This is a genomic window from Streptococcus sp. CF4-3 (assembly GCF_024295385.1).
Lineage (GTDB): Bacteria > Bacillota > Bacilli > Lactobacillales > Streptococcaceae > Streptococcus > Streptococcus infantis_I.
The window spans coordinates 172143-189592 of record NZ_JANCPN010000002.1; the positions used below are offsets into that span (position 1 = coordinate 172143).

The following is a 17450-nucleotide window of genomic DNA, read 5'->3' on the forward strand; positions in this document are numbered from 1 at the left end:
TTTCTCCTTATTCTAATCCACGGAAAAAGTCTGTATCAATCTCACGGTAGGGTTGGATGTCCTGAACATATTCCAAGACTCCTTGAAACTCTCCTGCTTGATCGTGGACAGCTGCGTAAGTGACATGGACAAACTTCCCACGTGATTCTGACTTGAACCACATCTCGTACTTGTCTTTTTTCCCTTCACGAAGACCTTGCATAATCGCTTTGACCTTCTCCAAATATTTTGGTGGATGGCATAGTTCGACATTTCGTCCAACCTGAGACGGTGTCCGCTTGAAAATCATTTCATCCGCTGGAGTATTGTCATTATAATACTGGAAGATATCATCCTTATTAACAAAGGTAATCTCCATAGGTAGATGGTTGAGGATTAGATTTGCCTGTTCAACTGAGAGATAGCCATTGCCAAAAGCCTGCTGGCTATTGCGATCTAGCACCGATTCCTTTTCCTTTGGTGTAAAGGTGATAGTAAACTGACCTTCTGGTGTATCAATCACTTGCTGAACTTGTCCATCTACAGTTTCTGGCTGAGTTGGTTCTTCTACACTTTTTTCCTCAACAAAAGGTTGACGTTCAGGAACCCATTTCTCAGACGGACGGATAATAGCATATCCATAGGCATCACTTTCCTCAGCAATCTGAATCCAGTCATCCTGGGTAAAGGATTCAAGCAGAATCATGAGAAGGATTGATTCTTCCTTAAAAATCATACTTTCAAACTCTGTCGCAAAAGCTTCAAAAGCTTCCTTCACAGCGGAAATTGGCACTTCTGGGAGCGACTTAGTTGCCACTAAGGCTGTTTGAAAGAGATCCCTAATCTGATCATCCACTCCCCACATGACTTTGGGAGGTGAATCATGCCCATAACGTTCCATGATGGGAAAAAAGAGCTCTTCCTTGCGCTGGTAGTGGATATCAAATTGACCAACAAGCCCCATCTGACGTACCAAGCCTTTGCGCATCTCAACCAACATTTCCTCATCGTCCACAGATTCATAAGTCGAGAGCAATCTACGGACCCGAATCAAGGCAGCACGGAGAGCTAGATTTTCATCCTTAAAGACACGCACAGGATGACCAGGATGTTCGGTATCTTCAACTTCTACGCCCTTAACAGCATTTTTAAAGAGATTGGCATGCACATCGCAGAGTTCCATGACATCTTCAAAGGTTACGCCTGAGTCAGAGTTCATCAACTCGTGCTCCATGAGGGAAATCTCGATAGCAGATACACCAGTAAAGGTCGCATCAAAGCGTTCCTGAACGGACTCTGGAGAGGCTCCATTATGCAATTCTAATAAAATATCCCGCAGGATATGAATACGTTCATCTGTCATTAGTCTAACCCGATCACTTCGTAACCATTTGCTTCAAGCGTACGCACAATCTTATCCATAGGAGTCCCTTCAAGCTTGGAACCTTGTTTGAGCGAAACTTTTCGCCCTACAGTATTACGCATCAAGGGATTTGCAAGTGGTTTGAAACCAAGCTCAACCAAAATATCTAAAACTTCTGGATGTTTATCCACCACTTCCGCAACGGGAATAGATACGTCAATAATATTATCCATCACAACCTCCATTCTGTTTTCACACTAGATTTTCTTTTTTTATTATACCACAAGGGCTAGGATAAAAAAACTAGCAGTACAAGCCTACTAGTTTCTTCCCATTACTCTACTTCGATGATTTCTGCTTCTTTTCGAATCGTTTCTACATCTCTTTGATACTGAGCTTCACTATAATTGACTAGTTTGGATAATTCTCTTTGCAAACTTTTACCCATAGGTTTCATAGTCGTATAGGTTAAACCACCTGAAACGACACCTCCTAGGATTGGGATAAATTTGCCCATTCCTTTTGCAAAGCCTCCCTTTGTCAGATTCACCCCAAAAATTTTCAAAACTTTTTCTAAAATGGGATACCACAAAGTCTTAGCCAAAGCCTTCTGGGGAACTGTCTTCATGACATGTTTAGCAACTGATACTCCCCCAGCTCGAAGGAGGGCTCCAGCACTATTGACCCCAAGCATGACCCCGAGATAGAGCAAGAGCGTATTTTTGGCTTCTTCACTCAATTCATTTCGTGAAGCCCAAAGATCATCATAGCCATAAATATATCCCAATTCTTGCGCTAGTTTTAAGGAGAAAGCATAAAACTGAGCAACATCAGTTGGAATGGTGATTGCAAGGGCTAGACCACCAGGAATACCTGCAAGAACAGAAGTTCCACTCGCCAATAGAACATTATCCTTAATACAAGAATCGGCAACTTTATCTAAAATATCCTGGGATAACAAGGCTGTTGGTCCCTCTTCTAGTAATCGAGGAATATCTTTTGGGTCTAATAGTTTGGAAAATTTATCTACTAAAAATTTTGAACGATCAACTTTAACAACAGGGAGTTTCACGACTTGTTGCAATACTTGCATAGCTAAATCTTGTTTAGACATCTAGTTTCTTCTCTTTTTCTTTCAATTTGAACTATATCATATCATATTTGCTCCATAAAAGAAATTTTAAGAACTTATTTTTTCTTTCTGATTAGCCTTTAAGTCTAGAATACCCTCCTTCTTCTAAACAAAAAAGAGGGTTACCCCTCTTTCTTATTTTTTATCCAGATTGCGTAACATTTCGTCAATCTTGTTTCCATACTCGATGGATTCGTCTTTGACGAAGGTCAAGTCTGGAATTTTATACAATTTCAAATTGTGACCAAGCTCACGTTTGATAGTTCCGGTTGCTTTTTCAAGGCCAATTTGGGCCTTTTGATTATCTGAAGCAAGATTACTCAAAATGGTGTAGTAAACCTTAGCTACAGACAAGTCACCTAGCATCTGAACATCTGTGATGGTCACTCCTTGGACACGAGGATCACGGACTTTCTTTTGCAAAATCTCATTGACTTCGCGTTTGATTTCCATGCCTACACGATCCGTACGGAAATGATTTCCCATGCTATTCCTTCCTCTCTATTGAATCAAAAGCTAGGCCAGCAGACCTAGCTATTTTTAAACTTATTGATTTTCAATTCAAATTGAAACGAAGTTCAATTTGAAATCATCTGCTTCTTTCGCCGTGGTGAAAGTGATTGGGCTGATCATTTAGTTCAATCACTGGGGATTTTTGAGACTCTAGGCTCAAAAATAAGCAATGAAACCATCGGTTTGCTTGCGTCCCACATCACCTAAGGAAGGAGCAAGAATCTTAGCGTTTGATTTCTTCCATGACATATGCTTCAATCACATCATCCATCTTGATATCATTGTAGCCATCAATCATGAGACCACCTTCACGGCCGTTTGTAACTTCTTTGACGTCATCTTTATAGTGTTTCAAGCTTGCAAGTTCACCATCGTAAATAACGACACCGTCACGAATAACGCGGACTTTAGAGTCACGGGTAACTTTACCGCTAGTAACCATAAATCCACCGATTGTTCCGACTTTAGACACTTTGAAGGTTTCACGGATAATTGCTTCACCGATAACTTTTTCTTCAAATTCTGGATCAAGCATACCTTTCATGGCTTCTTCCATCTCTTCGATAACCTTGTAGATAATGCTGTGGAGACGGATTTCTACATCATCTGCTTCTGCTTGTTGGCGGGCTTGTGGTGTAGGACGTACGTTGAAACCAACGATAAAGGCATTTGAAGCTTCAGCAAGAGTCACGTCAGATTCGTTGATAGCACCAACTGCTGAGTGGACGATGGTAACTTTTACACCTTCCACGTCAATCTTTTGTAGTGAGGCAGAAAGGGCTTCAACTGAACCTTGTACGTCGGCTTTGATGATGACGTTAACAGACTTAAGTTCACCAGCTTTAAGAGTGTCAAAGAGGTTTTCTAGGCTGACACGTTGAGTTGCTTGACGTTGTTTCATTAGAGCACGTTTGGCACGTTCTTCACCAGCTGCACGAGCAGATTTTTCATCTTCGTAAACAGCAAAGTGGTCACCTGCCATCGGTGCTTCGTTTAGACCTGTAATGGATACTGGTGTTGATGGTCCTGCAACCTTAACACGACGTCCAAGGTCATTGGTCATGGCACGGACACGTCCGAAAGTATTACCAACAACGATTGGGTCTTGAACGTTCAAGGTACCTTGTTGAACAAGGAGAGTTGCAACCGCACCTTTACCCTTATCCAAACGAGCTTCGATAACAGTACCGATGGCACGAACGGTTGGGTCTGCTTTGAGCTCTTGAATTTCAGCTACAAGAAGAACCGTTTCCAAGAGTTCATCGATATTCTGGTTGAACTTAGCTGAGATTTCTACAAACTCAGAATCTCCACCCCAAGCTGTTGACATAACACCGTGTTCAGCCAATTCGCCGATAACGCGTTCTGGGTTTGCACCTGGCTTATCAATCTTGTTAATAGCAACGATGATTGGAACATTAGCTGCTTTTGAGTGGTTGATGGCTTCGATAGTTTGAGGCATAACCCCGTCATCTGCCGCTACGACCAAGATCGTAATATCGGTAACAGAGGCACCACGTGCACGCATAGAAGTAAAGGCCGCGTGTCCTGGTGTATCAAGGAAGGTAATCTTCTTACCATTTTCCTCAATCTGGTAGGCACCAATATGCTGAGTGATCCCACCTGCTTCTCCTGTAGCGACACGAGAATTACGTAGGGTATCCAAAAGGGTTGTTTTACCATGGTCAACGTGTCCCATGATAGTTACAACTGGTGGACGTTCAACCAACTTGTCTTCATTTAGATATCCATCTTCTACGAAGAAACGTTCGATATCCGCATTGTCCACTTCTACCTTTTGTTTAGCTTCAATTCCATAATCAACCATGAGGAGTTCGATTGTTTCTCCATCCAAAGATTGGTTTTGAGTGGCCATAACGCCCATCATAAATAGTTTCTTAACAATCTCAGCTGGTTCACGTTTGATACGTTTTGCGATTTCCGCAACAGTCATACCATCTGTATATTCAAATTCTGTTGGCAATTCATGGAATTTACGCTCTGTAATAGGTTTTGGAGCCTGATTACAGTTATTTTGTTTATTGCCTTTTTTATTTTTCTTATTGTTATTCCAGTTACTATTTCTTTGATTTCTCACTTGATTCTGACTACTTCGATTCTTTTGTTGTTTTCTAGGACCATCTTCCTCGTGATCGTAATCATCACGATCTTTGTCTGGTCGAGCTTGCTTTTTACGACGTGTATCCACTACAGCCTCTTTGGCTACAGGAGCTACTTCAACTACAGGCTGAGTTTGTTCAGCTAGTTTAGCAGCTTCCTCAAAGATTTCCTCTGGCTCCTTACGTTTATTAGCTTGAGCCAAGGCTTCTTTGGCAACTTGAGACTGCTTGAAGCGTTCCTCGCTTGAGCGTGCGTATTCTGCATTTTGCTCAGCCTTCAGAGCTGCTGCTCGGGCTTTAAAGTCAATACGAGGACCAGCTTGGTTGGGACGATTATCAGCTTGTTGGCGATAATCATTGCCACGATTTCCTTGGCCTTGTGGTTTCTTCCCTTGGTCGTTAAAACGACGATTGTCACGGTTCCCTTGACCAGGTTTCCCACCATTACGGTTATCGTTCTTTTGACGGTTACCGTTTTGTTGTTGATCGCGGTTGTTACCCTTGTTTTGCTTGCGTCTTTCCGCTTGCTCTTTGGCACGCGCTTCACGTTCCGCCTTAAAGTTTCGACTCTGCGGTCTTGCAGCTACAACTTTTTCTTCCTTAGAAGCTGCAGGTGTAGCTGGTTTGCTTTCTTCCTTAGCGACAACTGGTTTAGCTGATGCAGGCTTTTCAACTTTCTTTTCTACACTTGCTTTTGCCTCTGCCTTAGGAGCAGCAGGCTTAAAGCTAGCTATAATTTTTTCAGCAGCATCTGCTTCAACGCTTGACGAGTGGCTCTTTACTTCCAAGCCCAACTCTTTTGCACGCGCGACAACTTCCTTACTTTCTTTTCCAAGTTCTTTTGCGATTTCGTACAATCTTTTCTTAGACAAATCATGTCCTCCTCTTCTATTCCATAAGAGACCTCATTTTCTTTGTAAATCCAGCATCTGTTACAGCCAGAACCTTTCTCGATTTTCCGACTGCTATGCTTAATTCCAGTGTTGAAAACACGGTAATAACTTCTACTTGATAATAGTGGCTTTTATCCTGAATCTTCTTGGTTAGATTTGGGCTAGCATCATGAGCTAGAAATACCAATTTAACTTTCCGGTCTTGAATGGCTTTGACAACCATTTCCTCACCCGAGATGATTTTCCCCGCTCGCTGAGCCAATCCCAAGAGATTACTTACTTTTTGCTTATTCAAGTCCTAACTCTCTTCTTTTTACTTTGTGATCAACATAGGCAATCAACTCGTCATAAAAGCTTTCTTCAACTTCCATATTAAAGCTACGGTTAAAGACTTTTTTCTTTTTAGCCTCTAGGGCTTCTGCATTGTCTAGCTTGATATAAGCGCCCCGGCCATTAGCCTTGCCTGTCGGGTCGATAAAGACCTCACCTTCTTTGTTCTTGACAATACGAAGTAAATCTCGCTTGTCAATCACATCGTTGGAAACAACAGACTTGCGCAAAGGGATTTTTCTTGTTTTCATCTTTCCCTCCTCTAGCAGATCTTATTCTTCAGTCAATTCGTCTGTTTCAGCGTAATCCACTTGACCTGCTTCTTCCATAGCTTCAAATTCACTTGCAGACTTGATATCAATACGGTAACCAGTCAAATGTGCTGCTAAACGAACATTTTGTCCACGACGACCGATTGCAAGAGATAGCTTGTTATCTGGAACAACCACCAAGGCACGTTTGCTATCATTTTCATCAAAGATAACTTGGTCAACTTCGGCAGGAGCAATGGCATTGTAGATAAACTCAGCTGGATCTGCTACCCATTCGATAACGTCGATGTTTTCTTCTACCGGAATCATGCGGTCGCTCTTAGCATCGTAGCGAGCTGGGTGGAATTTGCTAGTGATTTTCTTGATGTTTGCACCACCACGTCCAACGATTGTTCCGATAGCATCCACGTTAGGATTGTGGCTACGAACAGCAACTTTCGTACGATCACCTGCTTCACGGGCTACGCTCATGATTTCAACAGTTCCATCATATACTTCAGGAATCTCTTGTTCCATCAAACGTTTGATCATCTCTGGGTGGCTACGGCTGACAAAAACATTAACTCCACGAGGGTTGTCTTCCACTTTGTAGACATAAACTTCGATACGATCGTGGGAAGCAAACACTTCTCCAGGAATTTGGTCTTGTTTTGACAATTGGGCTTCAATGCTGCCAAGATTGACATAAATGAAGCGGTTATCAAAACGTTCAACTGTACCTGACATGATTTCTTGTTCATGCTCTTTGTAAGTATTATAGGTAATGGCACGTGTTTGCTTACGCATTTTTTCCATGATTGTTTGTTTAGCAGATTGGGCTGCTACACGACCAAACTCTCCTGGTGCTTCTTCAAATTTGATTTTGTCACCAAGCTCATAGGCTGAATTAATAGCAAGGGCATCTTTTAAACTGATTTCCAAACGGCTATCAAATACTTCATCAACAACTTCACGGACAGTATAGACAGTAAAGTCCCCTGTCTTTTCGTTAAAATCAATAGCTACACTATCAGATTGACCATAGCGTCTACGGTAAGCAGAACGAAGTGATTCTACTACTGCGTCGATGATATCTTCTTTCTTGATTCCCTTGTCTTCTTCCAAAATGCGGAAGGCCTCTAGCATTTCTTTACTCATGTTCTTTTTACTTTTGAATTCTCAAAAGCTATCCTTTCTTTCTATAATTTTACTGCTAAACGTGCTTTTGATACCAAGTTATATGGAATTTGGACTGTTTTCTTGCGAGTTTTATCCATATATTCCATAGTCAACTCATCCTCTTCAAAGGACAACAAGGTTCCTTCAAAAACCTTTTGCTTATCGATGGCTTGATAGAGCCCGACATGGATGTATTTCCCAACCGCTCCAGCGACTGCTTCCTTGGTTTTCAAAGGACGCTCCAATCCTGGACTTGTAATTTCTAGGAAATATTGTTCTGGGAAGGGATCCGGCTTGATAGTATCTAGGACCGGACTGATAATTTCAGTCAAGTCTGCCGTATCATTCAAGGTGATTCCTTCAGGCTTGTCTACAAAAATACTAAGAATCATGTCACTGCCAATCTTTCCGTACTCGATATCTACGAGTTCAAAAGGAGCTTCAATAACAGGTTCTACGACTTCTCTGACTAATTCAACGATAGTTGCGATTGCGTCCACCTCCTCATAAGCAAGAGGCGAAGATATCTCCCCGCCTCTCTTTCTTATATTCTTGCTAATAGTATAGCACTTTTATGTACTAATGTAAAGCATAAGCACCCAAATAGCTTGGATTCAAGCTTTTTCTTAAAATTCTGCCTCAACTCGATAGATGACTTGGCCCTTGCTTGAGAACTTTTGCTCATACTCAGTCATGACATTTCCTTCAAAGTCGCTGGCATGTAAATCTAGCCAAACGCCATTGAGTTTCATGCCATATTGTGAAAAGCTCACTAAGCTATATTCAAACAAGCCACGATTATCTGTCTTGAAATGAATTTCACCGTGTTCAGGCAAGATTCGTTTGAAAGTATCCAAGAAGCTCTTATAAGTCAAACGACGCTTCTCATGGCGTTTTTTAGGCCATGGATCCGAAAAATTCAAATACAAGCGGTCAATTTCACCATCTTCAAAATAATTGGTCAATTCTGAACCATCAACCCATAGAAGTTTGATGTTGGGAACTCCAACTTCTAAGACCTTGTCTAATGCATAGCTTAATACAGACTTCTGAATATCAATCCCGATATAGTTGATGCCAGGATTTTGTTTGGCCATTCCTGTTACAAAACCACCTTTGCCGCTACCAACCTCTACATGGATTGGATTGTCATTGCCAAATAAATCTCGCCACTTTCCTTTAGCTTCTGCGGGGTTTAAGACAACATACTGCGGATTAGCCTCTAACAGTTCTGTTGCCCCTTTACGATTTCTAACTCTCATTTTTTCTTTCCATACTTATCTCGGAAACTACGCAAAGCATAGATTTCCCGATTTACATTATCCAAATCTTGATTTTCATAGTATTTGGTAATGAGGCTCAAAAATGACAGTTGAGCATACCAATATAACTTATTCAAGACAGTTTGATTATACTTATAGCCATAATTAGTTAGCCATTCTTGCCACTGATACTCTGGAATATAGTGACAGAGCAGATAGGCCACATCAAACATACGATCAGTCAAGCGAACGGAATCCCAATCTACTAAATAAATCAAGCCACTCTCTGTCTCAAACCAGTTGCTATGACGGACATCCCCATGGACTATGGTTGCATAGTCTTCCCTAAAGCCAGGAAGATTCTCACGCAAATCACCTAAAACCATACGTAGATACTGGTTGTTTTTTAAAGCATCCGGAGCCTTGTTTACCCATGACTGAAGTAAATCCGAAGGTGTTTCCATTGCATATCCCAATCGTGTCAACTGGGTCATTAAGGGACGTGAACAGTGTAAACGTGTCAAAATATCGATAATTTGTTTACGGTTCATATCGCTTGGCGTCAAAATTTTTCCTGTCAACCATTCCTGAGCGGACATATCACGGCCGTCTGGTAAACGACGACTCCAGAGCAATTGTGGTGCAATTTGCTCTCTAGCTAAACCAGGCAGGATTGGAGAAGTATTCATTTTTATAAAAACACGTTTTCCATCAGGATAACTTCCCATATAAGCTTTTCCGCTCTTCCCAGATATCGGGGTTAGCGTTAGCTCAATATCACCCAAGTCCATTTCTTTCCTCCGAATAAAGTTTCCTTATTATTCTACTAATTTTTATGCTATTCGTCAACCAATCTTCTCAGTTGATACGGCAAATAAAGAAATTGCAAGACAAGACTTGCTCCCACAAGTGCTAGAACAAGAATTTTGTCCTTAAAAACAAGCAATCCTATAAGACTTTCCAAGATTAATACAAAGAACCCAATCGCTCTCAAAATTTCCTTCAAGCCTTTCTCTTTTTGCCCCTTACCTACTGGGAATAATTGCGTCAAATATTGATAGTCGAAGGCATGATAGAGGGCTAGAAGCTGGAATAACAAAAGATAATTGAATAAAATTACAATTGCGACTGCAATCCAAGATTGCTCAATGAAGACGAGAGCGGTCAAAGATAGGATTATGAGTCGCATACTAAGGGCGAATAAATCTCCATTTCTCAGGTAGGAGCGGAGATAAAGATTCTGCCAGATTTTTCCTGGTACTTTCTGAACTCCCTTGAGAATAAAGTCCAGATAAGCTCGGCGCTTAACACTATTTGAAATCCCCTTGACCTGTGTAAAGAGGGCAAAGAATCGAAGCAAGAACTGCTTACGTTTGCTTTCCTGTGCAATGACATAATCCCAGTCTAGTCCATTTCCAAGGAAAAAGTTGCTAGACTTTTGGCGAAAAATCACATATTTTACTATCCCCAAGACAAGGAGATAGACTCCAAAAATCGGCAAACCAAGACCCATGGCTAAGAATAAAGGCGCAAACAGGAGCAAAAAGAGAGTCTGTACACTGACCCAAAAGATGAAAGAAATCATACTTTGCTTCTGTATGTGTTCTCTCACTTCTTCTTCAGCAACTAAAAGAAATAGTTTGTCAGGCGCTTCTAGATAGGTCGCAATACCACCCCAAAGCAAAAGCAAAATAGACATCATCCCAATCAAAATTAGGATTGGGAAATGATTCTCAGGAAAGTGTTGGAGCAACTGGTTGTACTGGTAGGCCAAAAATCCTAACAACACCAACAAAAATAAGACAAAATGATCATTGAGCACATAACGGAGATAGCCCAAGCATTCCTTGCGAAATTCCTGCTTTCGTTTTAAAAACAAGTCCTTCATAGTTCCTCCTCTTTGGTCAGAGCCAAATAGATATCATTGAGGCTTGCTTCTGGCATATCAAAGGCTTCTCGGAGTTGTTGGAGATTTCCTTTGGCTCTTACTTGACCTTTGTGAAGAATGACAAAAGAGTTACACATCTTTTCAGCAGAATCAAGAACGTGGGTACTCATAAGGATAGACTTTCCTTTTTTCTTTTCCGCTTCTAGAAGTTGAATCAAATCTGAAATCGCTAAAGGATCAAGACCAAGGAAAGGTTCATCTACGATAAAGAGACTAGGATCCACGACAAAGGCACAGATAATCATAACCTTTTGCTTCATCCCTTTGGAAAAATGAACTGGAAACCAATCCAATTTTTGATCCAAACGGAACATTTTTAAAAGCGGCTCTACACGTTCAAAAGCTAGATTTTGCTCGATACCATAGGCCATAGCAACTGTCTCAATATGTTCTCTGAGAGTCAATTCCTCGTACAAGCTAGGAGTTTCAGGGATATAACCAATTTTCTTGCGATAGCTCGTAGCATCCTCTCCTAAAGTCAATCCGTCAATCTTGATCTCCCCACTATATGGCGTCAAAAGACCAATAATTTCATTGATAGTCGTTGATTTTCCTGCACCATTCAAACCAATCAAACCAACTAACTGTCCGCTTTCAACTGTAAAGGAAACATCTTTCAAGACAGGGACATGAACATAGCCTCCTGTCAGGTTTTTAATTTCTAACATATTTTCTCCGAATCTGGTATAATGTAGCTATATTATATCAAAATTCAATACACTAGAGGTGGTTTTTATGTCAGATTGTATTTTTTGTAAGATTTTAGCAGGAGAAATCCCTGCAGCCAAGGTTTATGAGGATGAGCAAGTTCTTGCCTTTCTTGATATTTCTCAAGTAACACCTGGTCATACTTTGGTCGTACCAAAAGAACACTATCGCAATCTTTTAGAAATGGATGCTGCGAGCGCTAGCCAACTCTTTGCTAAGGTTCCAGTCATTTCTCAAAAGGTTATGAAAGCTACCCAAGCTGAAGGTATGAATATCATCGCCAACTGCGAAGAGGTAGCTGGACAAACCGTTTTCCATACCCATGTCCACCTCGTTCCTCGTTATGGTGCAGATGATGACCTAAAAATTGACTTTGTTGCCCATGAACCTGACTTTGACAAACTTGCCCAAGTCGCTGAAACGATCAAAAACGCTTAAGGAGTTCCTATGAAACTATCAAATTTACTACTTTTTGCTGGATCAGCAGTCGGATCTTACCTCCTCGTTAAAAATCGTGAAGTTATCACTGAAGAAGTTTTAGATACAACTGATCGCGTTGAAGCAATCAAAGGTGATTTAGATGTTATCCAAAATAGCTTACAAATTATCAATCAACAAAAAGAAGTCATCAAAGAGTATCAAGAAGACCTCACTTACAAATTTAAAGTCTTAGAGAAAGACCTCCAAGCAAGACTTGCTGTCATAAAAGAACTACGAGAAACTGAAGAAAACTAAAAAAGAAAGCATCCAACTTTCCTTAAATCCATTTTGGGTTACTAGATTCGAACAGAAAAGGGAGGGACTAAACATGAAACAGTTTTTAAAAGTCATCTTGATTATTTCCGGTTGCTTCTGTCTTTTTGTAACCCTAGCATTTCTACTAGTGGCCAATCTTTTCAAGGCTTCACCGAGTGACATCCGAGAGGGGAAGGAAGCCTTAAAACAAATCTTTATCTCCATTGACCTCCCTCCTGAAAAAGTAGAATCAAATGGTAGCTATCAATTCGAGGGGGGAGGCTTGGATTTTTATGTGACTTTCTCAGATGAGGTCATCAATAGCCACCCAGTCCTTAAAGAAAGTTCAAACCTCACTAAAAACCGACTCAAAGTCTATGTCCTACAGACAGGAGATATTTCTTACTATAAAGTAGGGGATAACTTGTTCAATCATGGTTTAATACAATTTTTAGAGGAGGAAGGCGAGAAGCATTTCCGAGAAAACGGAAAGAAATCACATTCTTCTTACACAATTCTAACTTTGAATGATCCGGAAAGCATGAAAAAGGGAATCGCATTCTATGAAAAAGCGTTGACCTTGGTGGATATCCAGGATAATTCGGCGATTAAGCACATTGATACCGTCACCGTGAAACCTGGCAAGGAAGCGGAACTCAAGCAACTCATCCAGGACATGGATGAGGCTGGTTTACTCACTCAAAAATATCAATAGGAGACAGTCGGAGATTCTTTTCTCCGTTACTATCTACAAACAAAAAAGAGCCTCATGGCTCTTTTTTTTATTCCCCCTCGAAGGCATCTTTTATGTGGTCAAAGAAGCCTTTTTTCTTTGGATTGACTTTCAAGTCACCTGCAGCTGCAAATTCTTTCAAGGCTGCTTTTTGCCGTTCGTTCAAGCCTGTAGGCGTCACGACATTAACAGTGACATATTGGTCACCAACAGCACCACCACGTAGGCTCGGAGCTCCCTTACCACGTAGGCGGAATCGTTTACCAGTTTGAGTCCCCTCTGGAATCACCAATTCAACATCACCGTGAACGGTTGGGATATCGACAGTATCACCAAGAGTTGCTTGGACGATATTGAGGTTTAACTTGTAGAAAATAGTTGTTCCTTCACGCTCAAATTTATCGCTCGGTTCTACAGAAACCACCACATACAAGTCTCCATAAGGACCACCGTTAAAGCCTGCCTCCCCTTGACCAGCTAGACGAATTTGTTGACCAGTTTCGACACCTGCTGGAATTTTCACATGGACACTGTGGGCTTGTTTTTCATGACCTGTTCCATGACATGTTGTACATGGATCTTTGATTTCTTTTCCGCGACCATGACAGACATCACAGGTTACTTGGCGACGCATCATACCAAGCGGTGTTTGAGTATCGACGTTGATAACACCAGAACCGTGACAGCGTCCACAAGTAACTGGACTTGTTCCAGGCTTAGCACCTGATCCGTTACAAGTACGACAGCTTGATTCACGATTGTATTTGACTTCTTTTTCAGTACCAAAGATGGCTTCTTCAAAAGTCAAATTGACGCGATACTGGAGGTCATCACCTTGACGAGGAGCGTTTGGATTGCGAGAAGAACCGCCTCCGCCGAAAAAACTTGAGAAGATATCTTCAAATCCACCAAAACCGCCTGCACCATCGAAGCCACCGAAACCGCCTGCACCACCAAAGCCACCGTTGGCTCCAGCCGCACCATATTGGTCATAGGCAGCACGTTTCTGTTCATCACTTAAGGTCTCATAAGCTTCTTGAACTTCCTTGTACTTGTCCTCAGCACCAGGATCTTTGTTGATATCTGGGTGATATTTTTTAGATAATTTCCGATAGGCTTTCTTGATCTCATCTTGAGATGCATTCTTTGAAACGCCCAAACGGTCATAAAATTCAGTATTGTTCATACAAGATACTAAGAGCGAACAGAAAGCGACTGAAATTTAGGAAACCAACAAGAAATCCTGATTTCTTAGGTGGTTTATCTAATTTCCAAGCTTCCCGCTCGAGTTCAATTCCCCGAACGCTCTTTGTTCCTTTCTTTTATATTGAATTAGAAACTTTGGAACCCGTGTTCAGTTGCGAACACCTTTGTTCCTTTCTATAATTTTCATGTAAATCTTTAGAAGATGTTTTCTATACTTCGCTTCACTTGATCAAACTCTTCATCTGATAGAGTAAATATCAAATCCTCATCAGAGTACTCGTTTTTTTCTTTAAAATAGTTGTCCGTATTCTCTGCCAGCCCTAAACTTAGAATCACTTTTCTTGCAAACTCTTGATGTGCAAAACCGATAGCCGTAATGATTTGTTTATCTTGCACAAGAACTTTCGGTTGGAAATTTTCACGTGGCAGAAATTCAAAATAGTCAAAGAAATTTTGCCAAATTCCACCTGTAAATTTCGTGTCCTTCAACAGACCTGCTTTCGCTAATAAAAGAGGCGCTGAAGAAATGGCTGCAATTAGGATATCTTGCTCACCAAGGTCCCTCAAAAACGAAATCAATTTCTCATCCTGTAGAGCAGGCCCTATATTGACCATTCCTGGCAAAATCACACAAGAATACTCTTCTATACAGATTTGATCTAGTGTTTTCGTCGGTTGACAGGGCAAACCATCCTCAGAGACCACTATCGAATGCTCAGAAGCAACATAATCAATCGTGATATCAAAAGACAGAGCTAAAGTACTCGTTAAAGCAGTTATCTCATAAAGAGAAAAATTAGGATAAATCAAGCAAAGTACTTTTTTCATACGCAACATCCTCTATTTTACCGAAAAACAGAGGCTGGGTTGCAACCTCTGGATTTCTTCTTATCATTACGACGCTCTAAAACAAAGTCGATTATACTTTGTTTTAAAACTAGTAAGGCTGAATTGAGTTTCGGATTAAAGGAATCCTAAAATCTCGGAACCTTTCTTTATTTCAAGAGGTTCCGCTAAAACAATCCACTGGATTGTTTTACTTTTCAGTAAACTCTCCGTCTACGACGTCATCGCCTGCGTTTCCTGTTGCTTGTGCGCCTTCTGCTCCTGCTTGAGCTTGTTGCGCTGCTGCAGCTTGTTCGTAAAGTTTCACAGCAAGTCCTTGAGCTTTTTCGTTCAAGGCTTCAAGTTTTGCTTTCATTTCGTCCAAGTTGTTGTCTTCTTGGGCTTTCTTAAGCTCATCAAGTGCAGCTTGGGCAGCATCACGTTCTGCATCAAAGCCTTTGCCTTCAGTTTCCTTGATTGTCTTTTCAGTCGCAAAGATAGCTTGGTCTACTTCGTTACGAAGGTCAACTTCTTCTTTACGTTTCTTATCTGCTTCAGCGTTTGCTTCTGCATCTTTCATCATGCGGTCGATTTCTTCGTCTGTCAAACCTGAGTTAGATTGGATAACAATTGTTTGTTCTTTTTGAGTTCCTAGATCTTTGGCTTTAACAGATACGATACCGTTCTTATCGATGTCGAATGTTACTTCGATTTGTGGGATACCACGAGGTGCAGCTGGGATATCTGTCAATTGGAAACGTCCGAGAGTCTTGTTATCTGCTGCCATTGGGCGTTCCCCTTGAAGAACGTGGATATCAACGGCTGGTTGGTTGTCTGCTGCAGTTGAGAAGACTTGTGATTTAGATGTTGGAATTGTAGTGTTGCGGTCGATGAGTTTTGTAAAGACACCACCCATTGTTTCGATACCAAGTGACAATGGTGTTACGTCAAGAAGGACAACGTCTTTGACATCACCAGTGATAACACCACCTTGGATGGCAGCACCCATAGCAACAACTTCATCAGGGTTTACTGATTTGTTTGGTTCTTTACCAGTTTCAGCTTTAACAGCTTCAACAACGGCAGGGATACGAGTTGAACCACCGACAAGGATGACTTCGTCAATATCTGACAAGCTCAAACCTGCATCTGAAAGGGCTTGACGAACTGGAACTTTTGTACGTTCTACAAGGTCACGAGTCAAATCGTCGAATTTAGCACGAGTCAAAGTCATTTCCAAGTGAAGAGGTCCAGCCTCACCAGCAGTGATAAATGGCAAGCTGATTTGAGTTGAAGTCACTCCAGAAAGGTCTTTCTTAGCTTTTTCAGCTGCGTCTTTCAAACGTTGAAGAGCCATCTTGTCGTTTGACAAGTCGATACCATTTTCTTTCTTGAATTCTGCTACTAAGTAGTCGATGATTTTTTGGTCAAAGTCGTCACCACCGAGTTTGTTATCCCCTGCAGTTGCCAATACATCAAAGACACCATCACCCAATTCAAGGATAGATACGTCGAATGTACCACCACCAAGGTCGAATACCAAGATTTTTTCTTCTTTGTCAGTCTTATCCAAACCGTAAGCAAGAGCTGCTGCAGTTGGTTCGTTGACGATACGTTCTACTTCAAGACCAGCGATTTTACCAGCGTCTTTAGTCGCTTGACGTTGAGCATCGTTAAAGTAAGCTGGAACTGTGATAACAGTCTTGGTTACTTTTTCACCAAGGTATTCTTCAGCGTAACCTTTCAAGTATTGAAGAATCATAGCTGAGATTTCTTGTGGTGTGTATTCTTTACCGTTTGCAGAAACTTTTTCAGAAGTACCCATCTTAGATTTGATAGAGATAACTGTATCTGGATTTGTTACTGCTTGACGTTTTGCAGCGTCACCAACGATGATTTCACCGTTTTTGAAAGAAACTACAGATGGAGTTGTGCGGTTTCCTTCTGGGTTTGCGATGATTTTTGATTCAGTTCCTTCAAGAACTGCAACTGCTGAGTTTGTTGTACCTAAGTCAATACCGATAATTTTAGACATGTGTTTTTCTCCTTAAATTTTATATTCTATTTTTGATTTTTCTTTTTGATACTCTTCTTAGGTGGCGGCGCCGTCAGAGCTTAACTTCGTTAATCTCTTTGACTAAACTTTGAGCCTAAGGTCTCAAAATTTGCGCAAATAACGCCACGGCGAAGAGTACCGCCTTTGGTTCGCTTCGCTCACTATTGGTAAAGCTGAACCATTGTTTATCTTTCTTTCATAGTTTAATGTCGTTTCG

General features: G+C 41.2%; 19 protein-coding genes. 3 read left to right on the forward strand and 16 right to left on the reverse strand.

The window, feature by feature from the left end:
• Window positions 1-7: 7 nt before the first annotated feature.
• The 13 genes from NML75_RS02345 to NML75_RS02405 all read right to left on the reverse strand — a co-directional run bounded on the left by NML75_RS02345 (window position 8) and on the right by NML75_RS02405 (window position 11638).
• Window positions 8-1342: a DUF438 domain-containing protein gene (locus NML75_RS02345; protein ID WP_254733627.1), complete on the reverse strand. Its 1335-nt coding sequence runs from the start codon at window positions 1340-1342 to the stop codon at window positions 8-10.
• Window positions 1342-1575, reverse strand: a complete 234-nt coding sequence (locus NML75_RS02350) for a DUF1858 domain-containing protein (protein ID WP_000368732.1) — start codon at window positions 1573-1575, stop codon at window positions 1342-1344. The genes NML75_RS02345 and NML75_RS02350 overlap by 1 nt, the downstream gene beginning before the upstream one ends.
• A 101-nt stretch (window positions 1576-1676) precedes the next feature.
• A complete protein-coding gene (locus tag NML75_RS02355) occupies window positions 1677-2456 on the reverse strand; it encodes a hypothetical protein (protein WP_070677044.1) in 780 nt (259 codons plus the stop codon).
• Window positions 2457-2609: 153 nt separating this feature from the next.
• The gene (gene rbfA / locus NML75_RS02360) at window positions 2610-2960 is read right to left on the reverse strand and encodes a 30S ribosome-binding factor RbfA (protein ID WP_004251823.1); all 351 of its coding nucleotides are present in this window, start codon (window positions 2958-2960) and stop codon (window positions 2610-2612) included.
• A gap of 250 nt (window positions 2961-3210) precedes the next feature.
• Window positions 3211-5979, reverse strand: coding sequence for a translation initiation factor IF-2 (gene infB / locus NML75_RS02365; protein ID WP_254733628.1), 2769 nt, complete (start codon window positions 5977-5979; stop codon window positions 3211-3213).
• A gap of 16 nt (window positions 5980-5995) precedes the next feature.
• Window positions 5996-6295 carry a YlxQ-related RNA-binding protein gene (locus NML75_RS02370; protein WP_004251819.1) on the reverse strand — a complete coding sequence of 100 codons (300 nt, stop codon included), beginning with the start codon at window positions 6293-6295 and terminating at the stop codon, window positions 5996-5998.
• A complete protein-coding gene (gene rnpM / locus NML75_RS02375; protein ID WP_004251817.1) occupies window positions 6288-6581 on the reverse strand; it encodes an RNase P modulator RnpM in 294 nt (97 codons plus the stop codon). Before rnpM ends, NML75_RS02370 begins: the two co-directional genes overlap by 8 nt.
• A 21-nt stretch (window positions 6582-6602) precedes the next feature.
• On the reverse strand, window positions 6603-7739 hold the full coding sequence (nusA, locus tag NML75_RS02380; protein WP_004251816.1) for a transcription termination factor NusA: 1137 nt from the start codon (window positions 7737-7739) through the stop codon (window positions 6603-6605).
• 41 nt (window positions 7740-7780) lie between these two features.
• The gene (rimP, locus tag NML75_RS02385) at window positions 7781-8260 is read right to left on the reverse strand and encodes a ribosome maturation factor RimP (RefSeq protein ID WP_004251813.1); all 480 of its coding nucleotides are present in this window, start codon (window positions 8258-8260) and stop codon (window positions 7781-7783) included.
• A 126-nt stretch (window positions 8261-8386) separates the two neighbouring features.
• Window positions 8387-9022: a tRNA (guanosine(46)-N7)-methyltransferase TrmB gene (gene trmB / locus NML75_RS02390; protein ID WP_225750710.1), complete on the reverse strand. Its 636-nt coding sequence runs from the start codon at window positions 9020-9022 to the stop codon at window positions 8387-8389.
• Window positions 9019-9813 (reverse strand): cell cycle regulator CcrZ, encoded by a 795-nt coding sequence (ccrZ, locus tag NML75_RS02395; protein ID WP_195183828.1) that lies wholly within the window; start codon window positions 9811-9813, stop codon window positions 9019-9021. Before ccrZ ends, trmB begins: the two co-directional genes overlap by 4 nt.
• 47 nt (window positions 9814-9860) lie before the next feature.
• Window positions 9861-10910 (reverse strand): ABC transporter permease, encoded by a 1050-nt coding sequence (locus NML75_RS02400; protein WP_004251805.1) that lies wholly within the window; start codon window positions 10908-10910, stop codon window positions 9861-9863.
• On the reverse strand, window positions 10907-11638 hold the full coding sequence (locus NML75_RS02405) for an ABC transporter ATP-binding protein (protein WP_004251802.1): 732 nt from the start codon (window positions 11636-11638) through the stop codon (window positions 10907-10909). Before NML75_RS02405 ends, NML75_RS02400 begins: the two co-directional genes overlap by 4 nt.
• Before the next feature lie 67 nt (window positions 11639-11705).
• Between NML75_RS02405 and NML75_RS02410 the strand changes: the two genes are divergently transcribed.
• The 3 genes from NML75_RS02410 to NML75_RS02420 all read left to right on the forward strand — a co-directional run bounded on the left by NML75_RS02410 (window position 11706) and on the right by NML75_RS02420 (window position 13128).
• Complete coding sequence (locus NML75_RS02410) at window positions 11706-12116, forward strand: HIT family protein (protein WP_004251801.1); 411 nt, start codon at window positions 11706-11708, stop codon at window positions 12114-12116.
• 9 nt (window positions 12117-12125) lie between these two features.
• The gene (locus tag NML75_RS02415) at window positions 12126-12413 is read left to right on the forward strand and encodes a hypothetical protein (RefSeq protein WP_004251799.1); all 288 of its coding nucleotides are present in this window, start codon (window positions 12126-12128) and stop codon (window positions 12411-12413) included.
• A gap of 73 nt (window positions 12414-12486) precedes the next feature.
• Window positions 12487-13128, forward strand: a complete 642-nt coding sequence (locus NML75_RS02420; RefSeq protein ID WP_070677041.1) for a hypothetical protein — start codon at window positions 12487-12489, stop codon at window positions 13126-13128.
• A gap of 67 nt (window positions 13129-13195) precedes the next feature.
• On the opposite strand, the gene dnaJ is transcribed toward NML75_RS02420, so the two are convergent.
• The 3 genes from dnaJ to dnaK form a co-directional block, all read right to left on the reverse strand.
• A complete protein-coding gene (dnaJ, locus tag NML75_RS02425; protein WP_254733629.1) occupies window positions 13196-14332 on the reverse strand; it encodes a molecular chaperone DnaJ in 1137 nt (378 codons plus the stop codon).
• Between the two features lie 215 nt (window positions 14333-14547).
• The gene (locus NML75_RS02430) at window positions 14548-15180 is read right to left on the reverse strand and encodes a DJ-1/PfpI family protein (protein WP_254733630.1); all 633 of its coding nucleotides are present in this window, start codon (window positions 15178-15180) and stop codon (window positions 14548-14550) included.
• A gap of 208 nt (window positions 15181-15388) precedes the next feature.
• Window positions 15389-17212 carry a molecular chaperone DnaK gene (dnaK, locus tag NML75_RS02435; RefSeq protein ID WP_254733631.1) on the reverse strand — a complete coding sequence of 608 codons (1824 nt, stop codon included), beginning with the start codon at window positions 17210-17212 and terminating at the stop codon, window positions 15389-15391.
• Window positions 17213-17450: the final 238 nt, after the last annotated feature.

Coding starts and splice junctions, on each gene's coding strand:
- ccrZ (WP_195183828.1), bottom strand. CDS start 9,813: ATGGACTTGGGTGATATTGAGCTAACGCTAACCCCGATATCTGGGAAG.
- nusA (WP_004251816.1), bottom strand. CDS start 7,739: ATGAGTAAAGAAATGCTAGAGGCCTTCCGCATTTTGGAAGAAGACAAG.
- rbfA (WP_004251823.1), bottom strand. CDS start 2,960: ATGGGAAATCATTTCCGTACGGATCGTGTAGGCATGGAAATCAAACGC.
- NML75_RS02350 (WP_000368732.1), bottom strand. CDS start 1,575: ATGGATAATATTATTGACGTATCTATTCCCGTTGCGGAAGTGGTGGAT.
- NML75_RS02400 (WP_004251805.1), bottom strand. CDS start 10,910: ATGAAGGACTTGTTTTTAAAACGAAAGCAGGAATTTCGCAAGGAATGC.
- NML75_RS02345 (WP_254733627.1), bottom strand. CDS start 1,342: ATGACAGATGAACGTATTCATATCCTGCGGGATATTTTATTAGAATTG.
- NML75_RS02430 (WP_254733630.1), bottom strand. CDS start 15,180: ATGAAAAAAGTACTTTGCTTGATTTATCCTAATTTTTCTCTTTATGAG.
- NML75_RS02355 (WP_070677044.1), bottom strand. CDS start 2,456: ATGTCTAAACAAGATTTAGCTATGCAAGTATTGCAACAAGTCGTGAAA.
- NML75_RS02415 (WP_004251799.1), top strand. CDS start 12,126: ATGAAACTATCAAATTTACTACTTTTTGCTGGATCAGCAGTCGGATCT.
- dnaJ (WP_254733629.1), bottom strand. CDS start 14,332: ATGAACAATACTGAATTTTATGACCGTTTGGGCGTTTCAAAGAATGCA.
- rnpM (WP_004251817.1), bottom strand. CDS start 6,581: ATGAAAACAAGAAAAATCCCTTTGCGCAAGTCTGTTGTTTCCAACGAT.
- NML75_RS02405 (WP_004251802.1), bottom strand. CDS start 11,638: ATGTTAGAAATTAAAAACCTGACAGGAGGCTATGTTCATGTCCCTGTC.
- trmB (WP_225750710.1), bottom strand. CDS start 9,022: ATGAGAGTTAGAAATCGTAAAGGGGCAACAGAACTGTTAGAGGCTAAT.
- NML75_RS02410 (WP_004251801.1), top strand. CDS start 11,706: ATGTCAGATTGTATTTTTTGTAAGATTTTAGCAGGAGAAATCCCTGCA.
- NML75_RS02420 (WP_070677041.1), top strand. CDS start 12,487: ATGAAACAGTTTTTAAAAGTCATCTTGATTATTTCCGGTTGCTTCTGT.
- dnaK (WP_254733631.1), bottom strand. CDS start 17,212: ATGTCTAAAATTATCGGTATTGACTTAGGTACAACAAACTCAGCAGTT.